The 21,824-nt window shown below is 62.0% G+C and carries 24 protein-coding genes; 16 read left to right on the top strand and 8 right to left on the bottom strand.

Annotated features, from left to right (window positions below; all coding sequences use genetic code 11):
* Positions 1-19 precede the first annotated feature (19 nt).
* The 3 genes from ATY76_RS17220 to ATY76_RS17210 all read right to left on the bottom strand — a co-directional run bounded on the left by ATY76_RS17220 (position 20) and on the right by ATY76_RS17210 (position 975).
* Positions 20-202, bottom strand: coding sequence for a hypothetical protein (locus ATY76_RS17220; protein WP_088675926.1), 183 nt, complete (start codon positions 200-202; stop codon positions 20-22).
* Between the two features lie 13 nt (positions 203-215).
* Entirely contained in the window at positions 216-500 is a 285-nt protein-coding gene (locus ATY76_RS17215; RefSeq protein WP_088675925.1) for a hypothetical protein, read from the bottom strand.
* A gap of 103 nt (positions 501-603) precedes the next feature.
* Positions 604-975, bottom strand: coding sequence for a hypothetical protein (locus ATY76_RS17210; RefSeq protein ID WP_088675924.1), 372 nt, complete (start codon positions 973-975; stop codon positions 604-606).
* 277 nt (positions 976-1,252) lie between these two features.
* Between ATY76_RS17210 and ATY76_RS17205 the strand changes: the two genes are divergently transcribed.
* From ATY76_RS17205 to ATY76_RS17195, 3 genes are all read left to right on the top strand, one after another.
* Complete coding sequence (locus ATY76_RS17205) at positions 1,253-1,552, top strand: hypothetical protein (RefSeq protein ID WP_088675923.1); 300 nt, start codon at positions 1,253-1,255, stop codon at positions 1,550-1,552.
* Positions 1,545-1,844: a hypothetical protein gene (locus ATY76_RS17200; RefSeq protein ID WP_088675922.1), complete on the top strand. Its 300-nt coding sequence runs from the start codon at positions 1,545-1,547 to the stop codon at positions 1,842-1,844. Before ATY76_RS17205 ends, ATY76_RS17200 begins: the two co-directional genes overlap by 8 nt.
* Before the next feature lie 96 nt (positions 1,845-1,940).
* Complete coding sequence (locus tag ATY76_RS17195) at positions 1,941-2,180, top strand: hypothetical protein (RefSeq protein WP_088676091.1); 240 nt, start codon at positions 1,941-1,943, stop codon at positions 2,178-2,180.
* On the opposite strand, the gene ATY76_RS17190 is transcribed toward ATY76_RS17195, so the two are convergent.
* Positions 2,164-2,904: a Crp/Fnr family transcriptional regulator gene (locus ATY76_RS17190; RefSeq protein WP_088675921.1), complete on the bottom strand. Its 741-nt coding sequence runs from the start codon at positions 2,902-2,904 to the stop codon at positions 2,164-2,166. The genes ATY76_RS17195 and ATY76_RS17190 overlap by 17 nt on opposite strands.
* Before the next feature lie 207 nt (positions 2,905-3,111).
* The gene (locus tag ATY76_RS17185; protein ID WP_088675920.1) at positions 3,112-4,485 is read right to left on the bottom strand and encodes a PAS domain S-box protein; all 1,374 of its coding nucleotides are present in this window, start codon (positions 4,483-4,485) and stop codon (positions 3,112-3,114) included.
* Positions 4,486-4,715: 230 nt separating this feature from the next.
* On the opposite strand from ATY76_RS17185, the gene ATY76_RS17180 reads away from it, so the two are divergent.
* Positions 4,716-5,444, top strand: coding sequence for a Crp/Fnr family transcriptional regulator (locus tag ATY76_RS17180; RefSeq protein WP_088675919.1), 729 nt, complete (start codon positions 4,716-4,718; stop codon positions 5,442-5,444).
* Between the two features lie 71 nt (positions 5,445-5,515).
* On the opposite strand, the gene ATY76_RS17175 is transcribed toward ATY76_RS17180, so the two are convergent.
* Entirely contained in the window at positions 5,516-5,776 is a 261-nt protein-coding gene (locus ATY76_RS17175; protein ID WP_088675918.1) for a hypothetical protein, read from the bottom strand.
* A 155-nt stretch (positions 5,777-5,931) separates the two neighbouring features.
* Between ATY76_RS17175 and ATY76_RS17170 the strand changes: the two genes are divergently transcribed.
* The 12 genes from ATY76_RS17170 (at position 5,932) to ATY76_RS17115 (ending at position 20,059) form a co-directional block, all read left to right on the top strand.
* The gene (locus ATY76_RS17170; RefSeq protein ID WP_088675917.1) at positions 5,932-7,005 is read left to right on the top strand and encodes an Ldh family oxidoreductase; all 1,074 of its coding nucleotides are present in this window, start codon (positions 5,932-5,934) and stop codon (positions 7,003-7,005) included.
* Between the two features lie 109 nt (positions 7,006-7,114).
* On the top strand, positions 7,115-7,873 hold the full coding sequence (locus ATY76_RS17165) for a FadR/GntR family transcriptional regulator (RefSeq protein ID WP_088675916.1): 759 nt from the start codon (positions 7,115-7,117) through the stop codon (positions 7,871-7,873).
* A gap of 24 nt (positions 7,874-7,897) precedes the next feature.
* Positions 7,898-8,872 carry a sialic acid TRAP transporter substrate-binding protein SiaP gene (locus ATY76_RS17160; RefSeq protein WP_088675915.1) on the top strand — a complete coding sequence of 325 codons (975 nt, stop codon included), beginning with the start codon at positions 7,898-7,900 and terminating at the stop codon, positions 8,870-8,872.
* Between the two features lie 231 nt (positions 8,873-9,103).
* Entirely contained in the window at positions 9,104-9,676 is a 573-nt protein-coding gene (locus ATY76_RS17155) for a TRAP transporter small permease (protein WP_088675914.1), read from the top strand.
* Positions 9,677-9,680: 4 nt separating this feature from the next.
* The gene (locus tag ATY76_RS17150; RefSeq protein ID WP_088675913.1) at positions 9,681-11,087 is read left to right on the top strand and encodes a TRAP transporter large permease; all 1,407 of its coding nucleotides are present in this window, start codon (positions 9,681-9,683) and stop codon (positions 11,085-11,087) included.
* A 9-nt stretch (positions 11,088-11,096) separates the two neighbouring features.
* Positions 11,097-12,131, top strand: a complete 1,035-nt coding sequence (locus ATY76_RS17145) for an L-idonate 5-dehydrogenase (protein WP_088675912.1) — start codon at positions 11,097-11,099, stop codon at positions 12,129-12,131.
* 214 nt (positions 12,132-12,345) lie between these two features.
* A complete protein-coding gene (locus tag ATY76_RS17140) occupies positions 12,346-13,551 on the top strand; it encodes a helix-turn-helix domain-containing protein (RefSeq protein ID WP_088675911.1) in 1,206 nt (401 codons plus the stop codon).
* A 69-nt stretch (positions 13,552-13,620) separates the two neighbouring features.
* On the top strand, positions 13,621-14,019 hold the full coding sequence (locus tag ATY76_RS17135) for a response regulator (protein ID WP_088675910.1): 399 nt from the start codon (positions 13,621-13,623) through the stop codon (positions 14,017-14,019).
* 31 nt (positions 14,020-14,050) lie between these two features.
* Positions 14,051-14,446: a response regulator gene (locus ATY76_RS17130; protein WP_088675909.1), complete on the top strand. Its 396-nt coding sequence runs from the start codon at positions 14,051-14,053 to the stop codon at positions 14,444-14,446.
* Positions 14,447-14,621: 175 nt separating this feature from the next.
* Complete coding sequence (locus tag ATY76_RS17125; protein ID WP_088675908.1) at positions 14,622-15,644, top strand: chemotaxis protein CheB; 1,023 nt, start codon at positions 14,622-14,624, stop codon at positions 15,642-15,644.
* A 64-nt stretch (positions 15,645-15,708) separates the two neighbouring features.
* Positions 15,709-19,683, top strand: coding sequence for a CheR family methyltransferase (locus tag ATY76_RS17120; protein ID WP_088675907.1), 3,975 nt, complete (start codon positions 15,709-15,711; stop codon positions 19,681-19,683).
* A complete protein-coding gene (locus ATY76_RS17115; RefSeq protein ID WP_088675906.1) occupies positions 19,676-20,059 on the top strand; it encodes a response regulator in 384 nt (127 codons plus the stop codon). Before ATY76_RS17120 ends, ATY76_RS17115 begins: the two co-directional genes overlap by 8 nt.
* A 60-nt stretch (positions 20,060-20,119) precedes the next feature.
* Here the strand turns inward: ATY76_RS17115 and ATY76_RS17110 are convergent, their stop codons facing one another.
* Both ATY76_RS17110 and ATY76_RS17105 read right to left on the bottom strand, forming a co-directional pair.
* On the bottom strand, positions 20,120-20,353 hold the full coding sequence (locus ATY76_RS17110) for a hypothetical protein (RefSeq protein ID WP_088676090.1): 234 nt from the start codon (positions 20,351-20,353) through the stop codon (positions 20,120-20,122).
* Between the two features lie 123 nt (positions 20,354-20,476).
* Positions 20,477-21,823 (bottom strand): FAD-binding oxidoreductase, encoded by a 1,347-nt coding sequence (locus tag ATY76_RS17105; RefSeq protein ID WP_088675905.1) that lies wholly within the window; start codon positions 21,821-21,823, stop codon positions 20,477-20,479.
* Position 21,824: the final 1 nt, after the last annotated feature.

Raw genomic sequence — 21,824 nt, 5'->3', positions numbered from 1 at the left:
GGCGATCGCGGATGGCGGATCAGCCCGATCCCGGGTTGACGCTCTGCTCGTCCTTCGCGGGCAGCGAGCCGGCGCCCGGCGTTTTGCTTTGGTCGATGAGATGATCCTTGGCGTGAGGACCGGCCGGCGGGTTTTTGTCTGTTTCGGCAGGTTTCTTGTCGGCTCCCTCGACGTCGGCCCGCGGCTTTTCATTGTCGTTCATGCGCTGTTCCTCGTCAGGCTGGCTTGAGGGGCCGGCCGTTTCTCTTTCGCCCGGCGGCACCGGCCGTGACGGGGGAGGGCGCCGTTTGCGCCGACGCCAGCCTGCCGACCGACAGCAGCTTTTCCTCGTCGGTCACGCCATGGCGGTAGAGGCGGATCAGCAGCGCCGCGATCTCCTGCATATCGGGCGCGCGCAAGGGCTTGCCCGCCTCGCGGCAGATCACGTTCAAAACCGCCTGCAGATGGTGGAGATCCGCCGAATCGAGTGCTTTCAAATGAATAGACTGAGAATCGAGCATGAGGCTTTCCCCGGTCCCGAGGCCGTCATTCGCGAGTTTTAATAATGGGACTCGAATGAGGCCGAAACAACTCCTCGTCCCCCAATTGTACGGAACCGAACAATTAATGATAATAGGATGGGTCCCGCCCAAACAAAGCGGCGATCATCGCGTCGATATCGGAAGGACGCCCGCTGACAACGAACCCGCCGGGCGGCGTTGCCGACCGTTCGTCATGAGCGAAGATAAAGGGAATCCGGCGCGTCTCCAGCCATTCGTTCAACCAGAGCATGGCCTCGTCGGAGATCGCGATGTCGATGATCACAGCGTCAAACATCAGGCCTTCGCTCAGGCATTCCATCGCGCTGGAAACGACGACGGGACCGGCGAGCACGGCTTGGAGCGCGACCAGTGCGGCCCTGGCATCCTCCGGAAGGAAGCCAGCCTCACCGATGATCAGAATCGTCTTGCCGGCGACCGGGCTGAGGGACTTCATGGCGGACGCCTATCGTAATCCTCGTTGGGGGGGCGATCATGCTGTTCAGTGCGGTTCGAAGCATCAGGCGGTCCGCGCCTGTACAGTGCCTACCATATCCGAGCCTGTCATGCGACGTTGATTTTGCCCTTACCGCCGAACCCCGGAAGGTCGGCCTTGTTCCCCGCTGCGCCGAATCGGCATGCCGATTGTCTGATCCGTACGCTTCCGCACTAGCAGTTGAAATCGAAGACCCGAAGTTTAGGATTGTCGCATATAAGGGGAGGGAGGCGCCCGAATGATCCAGCACGCGGGAATCACCAAGCCGGCGCTGCAGCCCGATGATCTGGCGATGCTGACCGCCGTGCTCCAGGGATGGTGCCGGGAAAGATCATGCGGGATCGACAGCCCGGCAGCCGAACACGTCGCCAGGGAGCTCGTCTCCTGGTTCGAATGCGGCATCCGGGACAGGCACAGGCTCGCCGGCCTGATGCGGCATATGCATCTGGATCTGTCGGACCTGCCGCCCGCTTCGGATGCGGGCTCCTGCGCCGCCGCGCGCGGGAAAACCGGACAAGCGGCGTATCACGATGGATAGGAGCCGGCAAAGCGCGTCGATCAGGCTGGTTTCCTCCGGCCTCAATTTCGCGGATCGGCAGATAGCCCTGCGAGAGATCGTCGACGATATCAGGAGCCTGCGCGATCGCGCGCCGCACGGCGCGTTCGATCGATCCCCGGCGCTCGATCGCCTGCTTCAGATGATCACCGCTGCAGTCATACCGATCGCCAGAGCGGACGACGAAGATTGGGAAAATATTCTTATGGAGCTTCTTGAGCTTCGGGCAGCGATGGCGCGTATTGGAACCGGAGCCGCGCAAGCACCCCATTGAGTCGATATTCCTGAGGAAAACGAGAGGGATTGGAGGGCTTTTCCCGGGAACATTACCGCAACTTATGGCATTGTTTCTTCAATAATGGGGCGGCTGATGCCACGATTTTACTTCAACGTCGTTTCAGAGGCCGGCATGGTCCCTGATTTGGAAGGTTCGGAGCTGGCGACGATCGAGGATGCCAGGCAGGAAGCCGTGCAGGATGCGAGAGCCCTCATGAGCGAAGCAATTCTTGCCGGAAGAGACATATCGGCGAGAAAGATTCACATCTGCGACGAAGAAGGCACCCTCATCCTGATCGTTCCCTTCATCGAGACCTTCAGGCGTTCCGTGTAGAGGACCGTCGGATCGGCAGGCCGATCAGACGTTCGTATTCCCGCTCCGGGATGCCGTAGCTGCCGGCCGCGATCTCTTCCAGCCGCTCCCTGTCGAGGATCCGGACGTTGGCGCGGGTCGACCTGATCACTCTCAGCCCTTCGATGACATGCAACTCGTTCGTCACGCCCGAGCGGCGCACACCGAGCATGAGCGCCAGGAATTCATGAGTCAGCGGCAGGTCGTTACCATCAAGCCGATCATGGCACATCAGCAGCCAGCGGGCGAGGCGCTCATGCATGTTGTAGCGCCCGTTGGCGAGCGCCGATTGCGCAAGCTGGATGTCGCAGCAATGCACATAGTTGAGGAACAGATCGTTGGCGGCTGGAAACTCCGCCAGCATGCGTTTGAAATTTCCGACGGAAACCTGCAGGCCGTCGCCGGCGACCTGGATGAAGGTCCGGTTCGGCGTCGTATCCGTCTTCAGGACCACATGCGATCCCGTTATGCCCTCATAGCCGATATGGCCGACTTCGACCGACTCGTCCTCGCCATTCGATGCCACCATCGATGCAAGGCCGCTCTCAATGAAGCAGACATGCTCGTTCACCTGATCGGCTTCGACCAGGACGTGTTTGACAGGCAGGTCGATGGTTTCGGCGTCAGCGATGAGCATGTCGAAGGCCCTAGCAGGAAGGGCTCTCAACAGCAGGTTATGAACATCGCGCTGACCCAGTGCGGCCATTGACTGTCTCCTGCGGGAGGGAGCCCGCGCTCATACCGACAGTCTCCGTGATCACGGTAATGGTCAGCTTATGCGCCAAATCGGCAGGCATAGCTATATTCGTGAAAGGCTTTGTGCGGTTTTGACCAAACGCCGCGACAAAAGAAAATACGGGATGTCAAAGAAGGCAGGAACGGAGAAGATTTACGACTTCCTCGGCAGAAGCCGTCAGCTCTCTCGCGGCAGCCGGATCACGAAGCCGGCGCCGGGCAGGCGATCCTCGACTTGCAGCTCGGCCTTCAACTGCTGCACGAGCCCGCGCACGATCTTCATTCCGAGGCTTTTTCCATCATTCTCGAAGGCCAGCACCTCCGCGGGCAGGCCACGTCCGCCGTCGGCCACCTCGAGACGGATCGCATCGCCAAGATTGCGGGCGCTGACGGTGACGGCGCCGCAGATATCAGGATAGGCGTGCTTGAAAGCATTGGTCACCAGCTCGTTGACGAGGAGCGCGATCTGGATGGCGCGATCGGCATCGACCATGCATGGATCGGCCTCGACCGTCAGCGTGTGGCGGGAGCTCGATTGCTGCAGGCGCTGACAGAGGCTCGACAGGAAATCCGCCAGATCCACCGTTTCGGTATGCGGCTGGCGCCACAATTGGTCGTGCACTTCAGCAATGGTTCCGACCCTCGCCTCGGCGTCGCGAAGGGCCTGTCCGACTTCCTCCTGTTTGGCCGAGCGGGCCTGCATGGCGAGCATGGCCGCAACCAGAGAAAGGCTGTTCTTAACGCGATGGCTCATCTCGCGGAGCATGATTTCCTGGTGCTCGTCGGCGCAATGACGTTCCGTCTCGTCCCGCAGCACCTTGAGATAGCCGGCACGCTGGGCACGCAGCGGCATGGTCAGGCCGCTGCCCCAGAATGTCGACCCGTCCTTGCGCAGGTGAAACCGTTCGTTCTCCGCTCGGCCGCGTTCGAAGGCCGTTTTCATTTCGCGTTCCGGCACGCCCTCTTCGCGGTCTTCGGGGAGAAAGAGAATGCGTGCGTCGCGGCCGAGGATCTCAGCTTCCTCGTAACCGAAGATGCGGCAGGCTCCGGTGTTCCAGCTAATAACAAGTCCATCTCGATCGAAAGCAAAAATCGCATAGTCGATCGCGCTCTTGAGGATCAGCTGAAGCCGCTCTTCGCTGGCGCGCAAGGCCTCCTCCGCATGAAGCCTTTGCGTCCGGTCACGGACGATCTTCATCAGGCCGTAGATCTCGCCCGCATTGTTGCGCAGCGGCATCATCAGCCCCGAAGCCCAGAAGGAGCTGCCGTCCTTTCTGACGTGCCAGCGATCGTCGCCGGCCCGGCCGGCGGTGAGTGCCAGCCGGATTTCCCTGAGCAGGACGCCGGCGAGCTGATCCTCGAACGAGAAGAGGAGGCTGCCGTTCTGGCCGATGATTTCGGCGGCCGGATAGCCGAAAAGTTTCGCGGCGCCGGCGCTCCAGGTGAGGATGGTGCCATGGCGATCCATCGCAAAAATGGCATAGTCCGCAGCACTCTCGACGATGTGCCGATAGATTTCCGTTTCCTCGTTTGAAAGAGGATATTGATCCATGCCAGTGCGCCCTCGAACTGCCGTCAATGACATTAGCACTTGCTAAAGCATTTGCACTGCGATGTGCGGTTACGCACAAAACTCGTCACGGAACCTTTTGTCGGCCCATCGTGTTTAGGTCGGAGCGCCTTGCGATCAGCCGTCTCCAATTCATGATTTTCCTGCGGCCGAGCGGACTATGACGCTGGCGGCTGGACACGGTGTTCTCTTGCCAAACAAAGAGCAGAGCGATGCGCGCTTTCGAAAGCGACAATCTCATCCTGTCGCAGCTGGCGGATCCGGAGCTTCTGGCTCTGGAACGCATACTGGAACCGCTTCCTCTTCCGCGCGATTTCGAGCTCGTCCATCTGGGCATGCCGGTCAGCCATTATTATTTCCTGGAAAACGGCATCGCCTCCATGGTGGCGACGAGCCCCGAGGGCAGGAAGGCCGAGGTCGGCGTGCTCGGCAGGGACGGAATGTCGCCGCCGGCGCTGACTGTGGATGCTGAGCGATTTTCGTTCGATGTGATGATGCAAGTCGGCGGTCACGGCCGCCGTGTGGAAGCCGGCGCCCTGGCAGGTTTCCTGGACGAGCGGCCCGCCGTCCGCCGGCTGCTTTCGCGCTTTCTCCATACCTTCTTCACCCAGGTCGCCAGCACCGCGCTTTCCAACGCCGTTCACAAGATCGATGTCCGGTTGGCGAAGTGGATCCTGATGTGCCACGACCGGCTGGAAGGACAGGAGATCGAAATCACCCACGAATATATGGCGAGCATGCTCGGCGTACGCCGCTCCAGCGTCACCGATGCCCTGCATGTCCTCGAAGGCCAGCATCTCATCTATTCCACCCGCGGCCTGGTGATCATCCGCAATCGCGCTTCGCTCGAAGCCTTCGCAGCGGACGCCTACAACGTCCCCGGTATAACCGGCCACGACTGGCCGCAAACCAGCCGCCGGCCTCTGGCCATGTACCGCTAAGCCAATTGGATAAGTGCCTGCACGCGCCATCCCGCGTATCCGACAGCCTGCCATTCCTGCCGGTCGCCGTGTCACTGACCCGGCAGATCCTCTCTCGTCGTCGCGGCACCGGGAAGCGCGTTTTGCGATCCTTCCCGATCGGAAGCGCGCATCGGGGCCGTGGGTTCCTTGCTGACATAGACGCCAAGTCCCAGCGCGCCGATGGCAACGATGAAGGCGCCGGCAATCGCGGCGACAGACCGCTTTCCATCCTGCTTGATCATCCCGAAGGCTAGTGCGAATCCAAGAAGGGCTGCGCCTCCCGCCACGGCAAAAAGCCAGATATAATTCATTCTCATGCTCCCGATATCAGGACCACCCAACCCGGAAGATTAGCGAAGGTTCCCGCCTCTTCCGCGACCGCCAGCGCTTCCCCATGCCGGCATTTACGCGCGGCAGGCGCTTGGCTACTACTTCTGAAATCGTCACCGGAAATGGACCACGCAACATGGCGACCGACAGCACTACACCGTCCAGCCCCGCGATCCCGCTTGCGGCGATCGCGGATTTTTGCAGGCAGATCCTGATCGCGGCAGGCGCAGACCGGCCGACTGCGGAGGCCGCGACCCGGGCGATGATGCACGGCACCCGCCACGGCATCGACAGCCATGGCGTACGGCTGCTGTCCCATTATGTGAAGGGACTGGTCGAGGGCCGGCTCAATCCGCGCCCCAGGCTGGCGCTCGCCAGTGCCTTCGGGGCCGTCGCCTCGCTCGACGCCGACAATGCCCATGGGGCGCTCGCGACCTACACGGCCATGGATCATGCCACGCGTCTTGCCGGTGAGTTCGGCATCGGCGCGGTCGCGGTTCGAAACTCATCGCATTTCGGCCCGGCCGGCGCCTATGCGATCGATGCTGCCGACCGCGGCTTTATCGGCTTTGCCTTCTGCAATTCCGACAGCTTCGTGCGCCTGCATGACGGGGCGATGCGCTTTCACGGCACCAATCCGATCGCCTGCGCCGTGCCGGTCAGGGGGCAGGACCCCTGGCTCTTCGACATGGCGACGAGTGCCGTGCCCTATAACCGCGTGCAGCTTTATCGAAGCCTCGGCCGGGAACTGCCGGCCGGCGTCGCCTCCGACGAGCGGGGCCACGACACCAGAGACCCTGACGTGGCGGATATGCTGGCGCCGCTCGGCGGCGAGTTCGGCTTCAAGGGCGCCGGGCTTGCCGGCATGTCGGAAATCCTGAGCGCGGTGCTGACCGGTATGCGGCTGAGCTTCGACATCGCGCCGATGCCGGGGCCTGATTTCTCGACACCGCGCGGCCTCGGCGCTTTCGTCATCGCGCTGAAGCCCGGCGCCTTTCTCGACATCGACATCTTCGATGTCGCCATGAAGCGCTACCTCGACACGCTGCGCAGCTCTCCGGCGCGCGAGGGCTTTACGGTGATGGCGCCCGGCGACCGGGAATGGGCCATCGCCGCGCAGCGCGAAAGAGACGGCGTGGAACTCGACCCGGCGACGGTCGGCGCCTTCCAGGCGCTCGGCACCACCTATGGCGTCGATACGCCTGTCTGAGTTTCATGTGGCGGATTGACGCACAACCCGAGCGGTGATACCTGTTGGTTAATTGGTCAGGCCAGTTGACCAGCTGCGCGCTTGAGGAGAAGCCGCCGGGGAGGCCAGAATGTTTTCGCCTGTTGAATCGCGCCGCCTCTACAGGCAGGTCGCGGATCAGATTCGATCGATGATATCAGGCGGCGAGCTCGTCGTCGGCCAGAAGCTGCCGGCCGAGCGCGAGCTCGCCGAGCAATTGTCCGTATCGCGCCCGACGGTGCGCGAGGCGCTGATCGTTCTCGAGGTCGAAGGACTGGTCAACATCCGCATGGGCTCCGGCATCTACGTCGTGCGCCGGCATGCCGTCAGCATGGCTGCAAGCGAAAGCGAGCCGGTGGAGGGACCTTTCGAGCTGCTGCAGGCGCGCGCCATCATCGAATGCGCCATCGCCGAGGAAGCGGCCGGTCGCGCCAGGCCCGAAGATATCGACGTGCTCGACGAGGCGCTGATGCGCATGAGCGGCGGCGTCAACGATGCCGCGACCGTGCTCGCCGCCGACCGCGCCTTCCATACCGGCATTGCCGCCATCGTCGGCAATGCGACGCTGATCCGCGTGACGGGCGAGATGTTCGACATGCGCATGACCCCTTATTTCGAAAAGCTTGCGAGCCACTTTGAGGGGCCGACGACATGGCGCAAAGCCGTGGATGAGCATCGCGCCATCCGCGATGCGATCGCATCCGGCGATGCGGCGGGCGCGAAAGCTGCGATGCGCGCCCATCTGACCTTATCGCAGAAGAGATTTTCCGAGAGCTTCGGGGAGGAGTTTTCGGGAGAAGAGGAGCGCGGCCGCGACAAGGCGGCCGCGAAAGGAGCCAACAAGACTTAAACCCGAGCTCGGGAGGAGCAAGCAATGAAGATGAGACTCGCAACGATACTTTGCACCGCAGCCGCGATCATGGCGACGACTGCGGTCGCACACGCCCAGACGGTGTTGAAATGGGCGCATGTCTACGAAACCTCGGAGCCTTTCCACACGGATTCCGTCTGGGCCGCCGAAGAGATCGCCAAGCGCACCGACGGGCGCTACAAGATCGATGTCTATCCGGCCTCGCAGCTCGGCAAGGAAGCCGATATCAACCAGGGCCTCAAGCTCGGCACGGTCGACATCATCATCTCGGGTTCGAGCTTTGCGGCGCGCGACTACAAGCCGATCGGCGTGACTTACTTCCCCTATATCTTCCGCAGCCCGGATCACCTGATCGCCTACACCAAGAGCGACGTTTTCCAGCGCCTCGCCAAGGGCTATGAGGACAAGACCGGCAACCACATCGCCGCCGTCAGCTATTACGGCACGCGCCACACGACTTCCAACAAGCCGATCGCCAAATGCGCCGACATGGAGGGCCTGAAGATCCGCGTGCCCGACGTGCCGGCCTATCTCGCCATGCCGCGCGCCTGCGGCGCCAACACGACGCCGATCGCCTTCGCCGAAGTCTATCTCGCCTTGCAGAACGGCACGGTCGAGGCGCAGGAAAACCCGCTGACGACGATCGAGGCGAAGAAGTTCTTCGAAGTCCAGAAGAACATCATCCTCACGGGCCATATCGTCGATCACCTGAACACGGTTGTTTCCAAGCAGCTGTGGGCAAAGCTCTCCGACGAGGACAAGAAGATCTTCGGCGAAGTGATGCAGCAGGCCGCCGAGCGCACCACCAAGACGATCGCCGGCAAGGAAAACAGCCTCGTCGCCACCTTCAAGGAGAAGGGCATCAACGTCACCGACGTCGATAAGGCCGACTTCGAGAAGAACGTGATGGAAAAGGTGAAGTTCGAGGACTTCGGCTACGAGAAGGCCGATTGGGAAGCGATCCGGGCGATCCAGTAAGAGCCCCGGGGCGCGGCGTTTCGGCGTCGCGTCCTCTAGATTGCTGGCAAAGACCGCCAACCTCTCTTTCGTCATCCTCGGCCTTGTGCCGAGGATCTGCCTCCGTTCGATAGGGCAGCAGATCCTCGGCACAAGGCCGAGGATGACGGCGAGCGAGGAGCGAGCTCAGCAGTACAAAAAGGCGCCGCCCACACGCCGCGCCCTCCTTCCCCAACAGGAACAAGGCCGATCATGTCGCAAGAAATTCACACGCCGATCACGGCCGAGGAAATCGGCCACGAATTCGAAGGGCACGCGCCGACCGCCAATGTCGCGGATTACGGCATCGAGGACTGGATCACGCTGATCGTCTTCTGGCTGATGACAGCTTGCGTCTTCCTGCAGTTCTTCACCCGCTATGTGCTGAACGACAGCTACGCCTGGACCGAGGAGATCGCGATCAACTGCCTGATCGGCGTCGTCTTTCTCGGCTCCGCCATGTGCGTGCGCATGTCGCGGCACATTCAGGTGGACGTGTTCTATCACTACATGCCGGCGGGTCTGGCCCGTGTGCTCGCGACCTTCGTCGATATCGTCCGCATCGGCTTCTTCGCCTATGGCTGCTATCTGATGTGGCGCTACGTCGAGATCGTCGCCGACGAGCAGATGGTCACCGTCGAGCTGCCGCGCAACATCGTCTTCTATTCCGTCCTTGTTGCCTTCGTGCTGATGCTGATCCGCGCGGTCATCGTCTTCATCGCCAATATGCGCCGCGGCTACTCCGTCCTGGAGCGGCCCGAAGAATTCCAGACCGTCGAGGGTTGATCCGATGCTGTTGCTGCTTGGTTCGTTTCTGCTGCTGATGCTTGTCGGCGTGCCCGTCGCCATTTCGATGGCCGTCGCCTCCGTGCTTTATATCGTGCTTTACGACGTGGCGCCCGACATCATCGTCGCCCAGCGCATGATCGCCGGCGTCGAAAGCTTTCCGCTGCTCGCCGTGCCCTTCTTCATCCTGGCCGGCAACCTCATGAATTCGGCCGGCGTCACCGGCCGCATCTATTCCTTCGCCGTCGCCCTCGTCGGCTGGATGAAGGGTGGGCTGGCGCAGGTCAACATCATCGGCTCGGTGATCTTCTCCGGCATGTCCGGCACCGCACTTGCCGATGCGGCCGGCATCGGCACGATCGAGATCAAGGCGATGAAGGACCACGGCTATCCGGTCGAGGCCGCCGTTGGCGTCACGGCGGCGTCTGCCACGCTCGGGCCGATCTTCCCGCCGTCCCTGCCCTTCGTGATCTACGGCATGATGGCCAATGTCTCGATCGGCGCGCTCTTCATGGCCGGCATCCTGCCCGGCGTCGTCATGACGCTCTTGATGATGGTCACCGTTGCCGCCTTCGCCTACAAGAAGCGCTGGGGCTCCGACGCGCCTTTCGATATCAAGCAGCTCCTGTCGGCGGGCATGGAAATCGTCGTCGTCCTACTGGTGCCCGTGGCGATCTACCTGATGATGCGGGCCGGCCTGTCGATGAATGCCGCTGCCGGCATCGCTCTGCTGGCACTTCTGGCGGCGGACTGGTATTTCGGCTTTTCCGCCGTCATGGCGCTGATGACGCCTGTGATCCTGATCGGCGGCATGACGATGGGCTGGTTTACGCCGACGGAGGCCGCGGTCGCCGCCGTGCTCTGGTCGCTGTTCCTCGGCCTCGTGCGCTACCGCACGATGACGCTCTCGACGCTCGCCAAGGCAAGCTTCGATACGATCGAGACCACGGCCTCCGTGCTCTTCATCGTCACGGCGGCGTCCGTCTTCGCGTGGCTGTTGACGGTCAGCCAGGCCGCCCAGCTGCTCTCCGATGCGATCCTGTCGATCACCGACAACAAATGGGTGTTCCTGATCCTAGTGAACCTGCTGATGCTTTTCGTCGGCTGCTTCCTGGATACGATCGCGGCGATCACCATCCTCGTGCCGATCCTTCTGCCGATCGTCGCGCGGTTCGGCATCGATCCGGTACAGTTCGGGCTGATCATGACGCTGAACCTGATGATCGGGCTGCTGCACCCGCCGCTCGGCATGGTGCTCTTCGTCCTGTCGCGCGTGGCGAAACTCTCGGTCGAGCGCACCACCATGGCGATCCTGCCCTGGCTGGTGCCGCTCTTCCTGGCGCTGATCCTGATCACCTTCATTCCCGCCGTATCGCTCTGGCTGCCGCAGCAGCTCGGGCTGCTGAGATAGGAGGGCAGGATGCAGACGCGTCTGGCACGGCTTTACCAGAAGGGCGATCTCAGGGTCGAAACCGATACCGTCCCGACGCCCGGTCCGGGCGAAGTGCTTCTGAAAATGGCGGCCGCAGGCATCTGCGGCTCCGACCTGCATTATTACCAGGATGGCGGCTTCGGACCGGTGAGAGTCCGCGAGCCGATCATACCGGGCCACGAGGCCTCTGGAAGGGTGAGCCAGGCGGGCAAGGGGGTCGATCTCAAGACCGGCGCGCTGGTCGCGGTCAATCCGAGCCAGCCCTGCGGCCAATGCGAATATTGCGGCAAGGGATTGCCGATCCATTGCCTCGACATGCGCTTCATGGGCAGCGCGATGCGGCTGCCGCATGAACAGGGCATGTTCCGGGAATGGCTGGTCGTGCCGGCCAAACAGTGCGTCGAAGTCGGAGCGGCGACGACGCCTGCGGAAGCGGCCTGCAGCGAGCCGCTCTCCATCTGCCTGCATGCGGCCTCGCGCGCCGGCGAGATATCGGGCAAACGCGTGCTCATCACCGGCGCCGGCCCGATCGGCTGCCTGATGGTTGCCGCCGCCCGCCATCACGGCGCGGCCGAAATCGTCGTGACCGATCTCGCCGATGCGGCGCTGGAGCGGGCAAAGGCGATGGGCGCCAGCCGCACGATCAATGTGTCCCGCAATGCGGCAGCGCTCGCCGAATTCGAGGCGGGCAAGGGCTATTTCGATCTCGTCTTCGAATGCTCGGCCGCCGCACCCGCCATCCGCAGCGCCATCGCCGCCATCCGGCCGCGCGGCACGATCGTCCAGGTCGGCGTCACCGGCGAGATCCCGGTCCCGCTCAACGCCATCGTCGGCAAGGAGCTGCATATTCACGGCACGCAGCGCTTCCACGAGGAATTCGCCACCGCCGTCAAGCTGATATCGAGCCGCGAGATCGACGTCCGGCCGATCATCAGCCACAGCCTGCCGCTGGAAGAGGCGAACGCAGCCTTCACACTCGCCGGCGACCGCACGGCTGCCTGTAAGGTGCAGCTTACTTTTTAGAGCATGATGCCGAAAAGTGTGAGCGGTTTTCGGACGACATCATGCTCTAACTCTTTAATTTAGAACAGGGCGGTCAGGCCTCATTCGCTGCGTTGGCCAACTTGCAGAGGCTTTCGGCGACCCTCCGTCGGCTGCCGGTTGTGGGGCTATTTGGAACAGGTGCGCAACACGACCGTTTCCAGTATAATCGACGTGGCATCGGAGACAAATCCGCATGAACAGGGCTTTTGACAAACCTGCGGAAAGGGTTGTCCTGGTCGTCGAGGATGACTACGTCCTGGCGAGTGATCTCGCTTCGAAACTGAGCGAAATCGGCGTCAAGGTGGCTGGCCCCGCCCCTAACGTCGAGCAGGCGCTGAGATATATCGACGAATTTCCGCGGATCGACGTCGCCATTCTGGATATTAATCTCGCGGGAACCATGGTATTTCCGGTCGCCGACGAGCTATCAAGGCGCAAGATCCCCTTCTTTTTTGCAACCGGCTACAGCCGAGACGTTGTTCCTCCCCGGTTTGCCGATCGGATCTTCGTTGAAAAGCCGTTGGACGACGGCGCGATTTTCAACGCGCTTTCCGACTGCCGACGCTCGATCGAAAGGGCCGCCGGCAGTCAAAAGAATATGATCCTCTCGAGGCTTTCCCGCCGCGAAAGCGAGATCATCCGGCCGCATCTGAAACCGGTTCGCCTGGTCCAGGGCGAAATCCTGGAGCAGCAGTTTTCAGACATAACGACCGTGTCCTTCATCGAAAGCGGCGTTGTTTCTCTTGTCGCCTCGTCTCTTGACGGCAGGCAGGTCGAGGCCGGCCTGATCGGGCGTGAAGGCGTGACCGGTGCCGGGCTGTTGGAGGGCGATTGGCGGACGCCTTACAATCTCATGGTACAGATTGAAGGATCCGCTAAACAGATCGACATCGACAGCTTCCTGCGCCTCACGCACAGAGCCCCGCAACTGCGCTCACTTGCACATTCCTTTTCGCGAGCGCTCGGAATCCAGATCAGCTACACCGCCCTGGCCAACGGGCGATATTCCATCGAGCAGAGACTGGCGCGCTGGTTCGTGATGCTGCATGATCGAACAGACAGTCAGGTCCTCAATCTCACCCACGAATATATGTCTTTCATGCTGGGTGTAAGGCGTTCCGGAGTCACCGGCGCGCTTCATGTCCTGGAGGGCGAAAGGCTGATCCGGTCCGTCCGGGGAAAGGTCATCATCATCGACCGGCCCGGGCTCATCAGCAAGGCTCATGGATCCTACGGCATCCCGGAAGCGGAGTACGAGCGGCTTATGGGCTTCTCGTTGAGCGCGACGAAGGAGCCGGAGAGGAATATCGTCGATCAACCTCATACTTTCGAATTCCCGAAAGCTGCGCAACGAGGACGCCAACAAACGTCTGCGATGAGAACAGCCAGAACGTGGTGACGGCCATAATCCTTTCAAGGCGCAACTTTCGTCGCCGGCGCGAGTTCGGGGACGCGAAGGAGCTGGATCATGCACATCCCGGCAGCGCTCGCGGGGCGCTTCTACCTCATCGTCGAAGACGAATATCTCGCAGCTTCCAGCATGATGGCGGCGCTGGAGGACGCAGGGGCACAAGTCGCCGGACCTGTGTCCACCATCGCCGGCGCTTTGGAGCTCGTCTCCAAGCGCAAGCAGGAGCTTGACGGGGCGATTCTCGACATCAACCTGCGCGGAGAGATGGCCTATCCGGTGGCAGAGACGCTCTTGGAGCGAGAGATCCCATTCGTTTTCGTAACGGGTTACGACTGCCATTCCATGCCTTCACCATTCCAGATCATGCCTTGTCTCAACAAGCCCTGCGATGAGCAAGAACTGCTCATGGTGCTTGCCGACCTGCCGGCACGGCAACATCCTGGTCTATCCGGGTAACTCATCGGCTATCGGGTCGGAAAGGTTTTCAGTGGAAAAGAGTCATTACACGAAACTCTTCTTCGGGAAGCGCATCCTAATCGTGGAGGACGAATATTTCCTCGCTGATGAGACCCGCAGAAAACTGGAGGAATTCGGCGCGACCGTCATCGGCCCGGCTGCGAACGTCGGCCGCGCGCTTGACCTGATCGAACGGGAGCATATCGACGCGGCGATCCTCGACGTCTACCTCGGCGACGAGCTGGTGTTTGCCGTCTCCGATGAACTGGAGGACCGAAAAATCAACTTCGTCTTTGCCACCGGTTACGATCCTTCCCATATCCCCACCAAGTATAAGGGCTTCGCGCTCTGCGAAAAGCCAACGGAACTCGCAACCATCGCCTTGGCTCTCTTCGGCCCGGCAAGTGGTTTGGAACGGCCGAATTGATCGCCTCGCTTCACAGCTGCCGGTAGCCGTTCATTTGCCGTGGTCCGCTCGCCGCGACTTGGCCCGGAGCATTAGGCCTCCGCGGTCTATGCCGCTTCGCACAGACTTATCGGGCGCTATGCGGAACCATGAGGGCTCAGCGACTGTTGAGCTTGATCATGAAAGGGAAAAGACGATGTCTTCGAGCGCCAAACGAGATATTATCGCCATCGGCGGATCGGCGGGGAGTGGCGCTGTCCTTCGGACGCTGGTTGCTGATTTACCCGCCGAGCTTCCGGCCAGCGTATTCGTCAGCACCCACATTCCTGCAAACTCACCTGGTTATCTGCCGGAAATCCTCGCGGCCAAATCCAAGCTCCCGGTGACGCAGGCGGTAGACGGCCAGCCGATCGAGCGGGGCCGCATCTACGTCGCCGCACCCGATCGCCACCTGCTGCTGATGGGCGAGACGATCAAGTTCGGCGCCGGCCCCCGGGAAAACATGGTCCGCCCATCGATCGATCCGATGTTCCGTTCGGCTGCGCTGTCATTCGGCCCGCGCGTCGTGGGTCTTGTCCTGACCGGGATGCTGAACGACGGAGCGGCGGGATTGCATGCGATCAAAGCCAGTGGCGGGATGACGGTGGTGCAGCACCCACTCGATGCCGAGGCGGATCAGATGCCCTTGGCGGCGCTTGAAGCTGTCGAAGTCGATCACGTAGCTCCGGCAGCCGATCTCGGCAGACTTCTGACCGACATCGCCGGAAGCGATGCGCCACCGCATCGCGTTTCGCCGTCGGAGGGTCTGCGGCTGGAAGTCGAGATTGCGGCCGGCGCGCGCCTTGGCAGCGCCAATCTTAGTAAGATCGCCGCTCCCACCGCCCTAAGCTGCCCCGACTGTCACGGCGTGCTTTCCGAGATCCGGGGTTCGAGCCCGCTGCGATTTCGGTGTCAGATTGGCCACGCTTACACTGCCGACGCGCTCGCTTCCCAAATAGATGAGGTTGACGATGCCATCCGGATAGCCATGAGAGTTATGGAGGAGCGGGTGACGCTGGTCGAGCGCATGGCACGGGACGCCCGCGACACGGGTCGCACCGCCGTCGCCGAACTTTACGAGGCAAGGGCTGTGGAATACCGGCAATACGCCGCGACCCTGCGCGACGCTGCCCTGACGTCTCTGCGGTTCGGTCGCACGTCCCGTTTCCAGGATCTCTGATAAAGTTGTATCCTTCTGGCGCGCCGAACGTTTAAGGTCGGCGCAACAGAGGCATGGATCGACGATGGCATACGACGAACGGGAAGACATTGAGCAACAGGCAAACACGCCTGAACGGGATCAACGCGAACAGCCGGTCGTGATCGTCGGCATTGCGGCCTGCGCCCAGTCACTCCCTTCGCTGGAGCAGATATTCGCGGAAATTGGCGTAAGTCTCGGCGCATCCTACCTCGTCGTGGTGCGCCAGCAGGAGGGGCTCGACGCCGCGGCCGTGCTTGACGCGCTGAAGCGGCAGGAGCGACTGGCAGTAACGGTCGCAGTCGATGGGGAGCGGATTCTCCCCAATCATATCTACATCGGCGGCACCGACGATATGATGACGCTGGAAGATGGTCACATCCGCATACGGCCAGCCTCGGAGCCGATCGGCCATCGCGGCACGGTCGACACCATGCTGATCTCACTGGCCGAACATGCCCATGAGCGCGCGATCGCCTTGGTTCTGGCCGGGCTCGAAAACGACGGCACGGCGGGGGTGGCGGCCACCAAGAAGTTTGGCGGCCTGTCGATCGTCGAGATTGGCGAAAGCGAAGATGGAACCCCCGAGGAAGGCGGAGGGACCTTGGCGATCGCTGACTTGCGCCTGCCGGCGCAGGGCATTGCGACGCAGATCGCGCTTTATGCCGCCAATGTCGCCGAGGAGGAAGACGCAGGCCTGGACTACGAGCCGCCGAGCGCCATCGAGGCACAGATTACGCAGATTGCCACGGTTCTTCGCAATGTCACGAGCCATGACTTCCACGGATATAAGCGCGGGACCTTCACGCGGCGCGTCCAGCGGCGAATGCAGGTGCTGCAGATCGGCAGCATAGACGGATATATCGAACGGCTGCGCGCCAGCCGGGACGAGGTCCAAAACCTGTTTCAGGACCTGCTGATCGGCGTGACGCAATTCTTCAGGGATCCGGCCGAGTTCGAAGCGCTCGAGCGTGAGATTCCAAGACTGTTCCAGGGCAAGGAGCCCGGCGATCAACTGCGCGTATGGGTGCTCGGCTGCGCCACCGGCGAGGAGGCCTACTCGATCGCCATGCTGCTGCGCGAGCACATGGCCACCATGGACTATCCGCCCGATGTCCAGATATTCGCGACGGATCTCGACGCCCGCGCGCTCGGGATCGCGCGCGCCGGCCGTTACTCCGCTGCGATAACCTCGCAGGTCCAGCCCGAGCGGCTGGCCCGCTGGTTCGTGCGGGAGGGCGACACCTATTGCGTCGTCAAGGAATTGCGGGAGATGTGTATCTTTTCCCCGCACAACATCGTCAAGGATGCGCCGTTTTCTCGCATCGACATCCTGTCGTGCAGGAACCTGCTGATCTATCTCGACAGCGAGCTGCAAAACAGAGTGATACCCATCTTCCACTTCGCGCTCAGGCCAAGCGGCATTCTCTTTCTCGGCTCTTCGGAAAACGTCACCCGCCACGGCAAGCTCTTTGCACCGGTCGACCGTAAAAACCGCCTGTTTCGAAGGCTGGAAACGGCGACGCGCATCATCCCGGATTTCCCGCTCAGTCCGCGTCCGCGCAGCCCCGACAATCCGCTTGCAGCACCGGTTCCTACGTTGCAGACCGGCCGGCTGTCGGCAACGATCAGCCGGCAGGCCGAAGTCGTCGCCGAGCGCTTCGCTCCGGCCTATGTCGTCGTCGATTCGCATTATGACGTGCTGCATTTCTCCGGACGCACCGGCCGTTATCTCGAACCGGCATCGGGCACGGCCACGCTCAACCTCCTGAGCCTTGCCCATCGCGATCTCCGGCTCGACATGCGTTCCGCCCTGCAGCGCGCGACGACGGAAGCAATCAAGATCGAGGTGCCGCGGGTGCTGCTGCGGCAGGACGATCGCACCTACGCCGTCAACATAATCGTCGAACCGCTCGGCACCGGCGACGTCACTTCGTTGATCGTGCTCTTCCAGGACGCGGGGCAGGTCGCCGAAGGAACGGCGCCCGATGGCGGAAGGCTGACAAGCGAAGAACATGTCCAGCGGCTTGAGACGGATCTGCGCGTGACGCGTGACCGGCTACAGGCGACGATCGAGGAACTCGAATCGACAAATGAGGAGCTGAAATCCTCCAATGAGGAATATCAGTCGATCAACGAAGAGCTGCAGTCGGCCAATGAAGAGATGGAAACCTCGAAGGAAGAGCTGCAGTCGGTCAACGAGGAACTGCAGACGGTCAACGGCGAGCTTGCTCATCGCGTTACCGAACTTGACCGCACCAATTCCGACTTGAAGAACCTCCTCGAGGCGACCCAGATCGCCACCGTTTTCCTCGACAACGATCTGCGCGTCAGGAGTTTCACGCCAGCGGCGACCGAAATATTCCATCTGCTCGACACGGATGTCGGTCGGCCGCTCGACCATGTCGTATCACGCGTCGCCTATCCGGAACTCCTGGACGACGTTCGCCTCGTCCTTAGAACCTTAGTGCCCGTCGACCGAAAGGTCAGCGATCCGGCCAACAAAAAGCACTACGCCGCACGCGCACTGCCTTATCGCAGTGTCGACAACTATATCAGCGGCGCCGTCGTCACCTTCACGGACCTGACGGCCACCTATGAGGCTGAAGTTGCGCTTCGGCGTAGCGAGGAGCGCCTGCAGCGCGTTCTGGAGACGGATGCCGTCGGGGTGATTTTCCTGAATGAAGAGGGCGTCATCTTCGACGCCAACGAAGTCTTCTTGAAGATGTCCGGTTACACCCGCTCACAAATGGCGCGCGGCGAGCTGCATTGGCGGCGGCTGACCCCGCCGGAACACCTCGCCGAAAGCCAGGCGCAGATGGAAGCCCTCAGAGAAACCGGCAAGATCGGGCCCTATGAGAAGGAGTATTTCCTCGCCGACGGGTCGCGCCGTTGGATGCTCTTTGCCGGCCGCGACCTCGGCGACGGAACCGTTGCCGAGTTCTGCATAGACATTTCGGCTCGCAAACAAGCGCAAGCGGCGTTGCGGCAGGGCGAGGAGCAGTTCCGGCTCTTCGGGGAAGCCTCTTCCGACGTATTGTGGATTCGCGACGCGGAAACCTTGCAATGGGTCTATCTGACGCCGGCCTTCGAAACCATTTACGGCGTCGATCGCGAGCAGGCCATGACGGGCAATAATTTCCGCAGCTGGGCAGAATTGATCATTCCCGAAGATCGCGAACAGGCGCTCTCGGAGATCGGGCGCGTGCGAAACGGCGAGCGCGTGGAATTTGAGTACCGCATCAGGCGCGCCTCGGATCACGAAATTCGCTGGCTCAGAAATGCAGATTTCCCGCTGTTCGGCGAGGAAGGAAACGTCAAGCAGATTGGAGGCATCGGCCGTGATATCACCGATGAAAAGGCCTCCGCCGACCGGATGAAAGTCCTCGTTGCCGAGCTTCAGCACCGCACGCGCAACCTGATGGCCGTGGTCCGGTCGATGGCCGACAAGACCATGCGCACCAGCACCGATCTGGCAGACTTCCACGAGAGGTTCCGCGACCGCCTGGACGTCCTGGCGCGGGTGCAAAGCCTGCTATCGCGGCTGCAGGAGGGGGATCGCATCACTTTCGATCAACTCATCCGATCAGAGCTAAAGATCCACGGCGCGCCGGAAGGCGAAATGAGCCGTATCACCTTGGAGGGGCCGGAAGGCGTCAGGCTTCGCTCGACGACCGTGCAGACAATGGCGTTGGCGATGCATGAGCTCGGCACGAACGCCGCCAAATACGGAGCGCTCAGCCAACCTCAGGCGCATTTAGCGATCACCTGGCGTGTTGAACAAACGGGGGAAGGCGGAAAACCGTGGCTGCATGTCGACTGGCGCGAGAGCGAAGTCAAGATGCCGCCGCCCGATTCCGAACCGCAAGGGGGTGGCCAGGGCCGCGAGCTGATCGAACGAGCTCTGCCTTACCAGCTCGATGCCAAGACGTCTTTCGTTCTTGGTCAGGACGGCATCCACTGCACGATCGCGCTTCCCGTTTCACTCACCAATCTGGTCGAGGACGAAAGCTATGGCTGAGGGGATACTGCATGAACGTCGCGTGCTCGTCGTCGAGGACGAATTCATGCTTGCTGAGGAGCTATCCCAGGAGCTGGCGGAGTCCGGAGCCATCGTGATCGGGCCAGCGCAAACTCTCGAGCGTGCGATCGAGCTCCTCGCCTCGTCCGAGGTCCTTGACGCAGCCGTCCTGGACGTCAATTTGCAAGGCACGCCGGTTTATCCCGCCGCTGACAGGCTCTTAGAGCGTCATGTCCCTTTCGTATTCACGACTGGCTATGACATAGCTGCGTTACCGGCCCGGTTCGTGTCGACCGGCTGCTGTGCGAAACCCGTCGATATGCCGCGGCTGATAGCCGCCCTGCGGGCTGCTATCGACGCGGCAGGCAAGGCATAGTTCTTTCGCCCGCTTTCGGCGGCACATCGAGCCTTTCTGCCGACTGCCGCGGCAACCGGCTCATGCTGCTCCTCGTGGCCACGCAAGAAGTTCCGCTTTGAGCCTGTCCACGTGAGCAAGGTGCATGATCTGAGACTCTTCGAAATTCATCAGAAGACGCTTAGCCTCCGTGACGTCGGCGCCACGATTGGTCAGCTCGGTCAGGATTTGGCGCTGCCGAGCGAGATGCATTTCTCCCGCGGCGACATGCTCGCGAGCCTGCTGCAAATGTCTTTCCACCATCGCCCTATCCATGGCGATCTCCTTCCCCGCCGAGCAGATCATGCGCCTATTCTCTGCCTTAGGAAACGGAAATCGCTGCGGCCCGGCCTCCTGTAAGTGTGGCTTACGTCTTGTAGGCCTGACGCCGGTGCAGCGTCACTCCGCTCCCGCACGCCATTCGCGCCAGGCGAGATGGATCTTCGCGCCGATCGTCGTCAGCGGCTGCGGCGGCAGCAAGACCGGCGCCGCCAGGCGGCTGTAGATCCGGCCGAGTTCGGAATCGTGACCCAGCACGCGTTCGGCCGCCGCGATGCCGGCGGCAGTCGAGTTCGATGCGCCGAGCCCATTGCAGCCGCAGGCGGCGAAGACACCGCGCTCGATCTCTCCGAAGGCCGGCACGTGGTTATGCGTCAGCGCCATCGCGCCGCCCCAGCGGTATTGCATGCCGACGCCGGCGAGCGTGGGGAAACGATGAGAAAACTTGCCGTCATGCAGGCGGCCGGCGCTGCGGATATCGGCATCGCCGATCTCGATGCCGGGATTGTAGCTGTAGCGCGAGCGTATGAGGATGCGGTCGCCGCCCTCGGTATTGATGCGGCGCACCGTCGTTCCCATCGGCAGCGCCGGGGTCGCCGCCCACTTGCTTTCGCCGCCGAGCCGACCCGGATCGAATTCCTCCGTCAGAGAGGCATAGGTGAAGACATGGAGGAGGCGCCTACGGAAGAAGCCGAAGCTTTCCGCATGGCCGTTATTGGCCATGATGATCTTGCCCGCCCGCACCGATCCCTTCGGCGTCTTCACCAGCCAGCCGTCGCCGGAGCGCTCGAAGGAAAGAGCCGGCGTCTGCTCGAACAGCCGCACGGGCTCCCTCAGGCAATCGGCCACCCCTCTGATGTAGGCGGCCGGCTGGATGATGACGGTGCCGGGCGAAAACAGGGCCGAGGTGAAGGCCTTCGATCCGGTCACGGCTTCGATCTCCGCGCCTTTGAGCAGGCGATGGGATTCTCCCATCTTCGCAAGCTGCTGCGAATAGGCATGGAGATGCTTGTCGCCTTCGGCGCTCATCGCGATGCTGTAGCGGCCGCAGGGATCGAACAGCTCCTTCCCCCAGCCGTTTTCGGCAGCCAGTTCGCTGGCGAGCGCAATCGCCGAGCGCTGCAGCAGCACGGAGTCGCGGAACGTGCTTTCGGATTCGCCGCTGAAATCGTCCGAGGAAACCTCATGCGGCAGGTCGATGATGAAACCCGAATTGGCGCCGGCCGGGCCTTCGCCGACGATGCCCGCTTCGAGTATGGCAAGCCGCAGCGTCGGATCGAGCCGGAAGAGGCGGTGGGCCGCAGACAGGCCGGCAAAGCCGCCGCCGATGATCGCGACATCGGCGCTGATCGCTTCGCTCAGCGCCGGGCGCGGCGTGCGCGGCGGAAGTGTTGCCACCCATCCCGACACGCCGGCACGTTTGGGGAGCCTCGATGCGACGAAGACGGTCTTTGCGGCCTTGTTCACG

Source organism: Rhizobium sp. R339 (assembly GCF_002211395.1).
Classification (GTDB): Bacteria; Pseudomonadota; Alphaproteobacteria; order Rhizobiales; family Rhizobiaceae; genus Rhizobium.
The sequence above is the reverse complement of the archived record's forward strand: the minus strand, read 5'-3'. Positions and strand labels throughout refer to the sequence as shown.